Below are 493 nucleotides of genomic sequence, written 5' to 3' on the forward strand. Positions count from 1 at the left end.
CTAAGAGAACTCACAAATTTTACCTTAGCCTGATCCGTTACCAGTGAAAGTAACGTTCAGTCTATCTTTCTATCACATACCCAAATTTTTAAAGAACGATCTAATCAAAGACTAGAAATCAATATTCACACCGGAATATTCATTTCTAAACTCTAACAGCAGAAGCAGTTAATGGTGGAGCCAAGCGGGATCGAACCGCTGACCTCCTGCGTGCAAGGCAGGCGCTCTCCCAGCTGAGCTATGGCCCCATAACAAAATTGGTGGGTCTGGGCAGATTCGAACTGCCGACCTCACCCTTATCAGGGGTGCGCTCTAACCAACTGAGCTACAGACCCAATTTCGAGCGCAACTGATTAGCTAAGAGCTATCAGCTTGGAGCTTAAAGCTGCTTCTATCGTCTTCTTCAATGAATCAAGCAATTCGTGTGGGAACTTATGGAGCAGCTGATGTCGTCGATTAAGGAGGTGATCCAGCCGCAGGTTCCCCTACGGCT

Annotated in this window: 2 tRNA genes; both read right to left on the bottom strand. The window is 46.7% G+C overall.

Annotated elements, in window-relative coordinates:
• Nucleotides 1-172: 172 nt before the first annotated feature.
• Nucleotides 173-248, bottom strand: a tRNA-Ala gene (locus BHC62_RS03865).
• A gap of 10 nt (nt 249-258) precedes the next feature.
• A tRNA-Ile gene (locus tag BHC62_RS03870) sits at nt 259-335 on the bottom strand.
• Nucleotides 336-493 lie beyond the last annotated feature (158 nt).

The organism is Pseudomonas sp. 06C 126, from assembly GCF_001855215.1.
GTDB classification, from domain to species: Bacteria; Pseudomonadota; Gammaproteobacteria; order Pseudomonadales; family Pseudomonadaceae; genus Aquipseudomonas; species Aquipseudomonas proteolytica.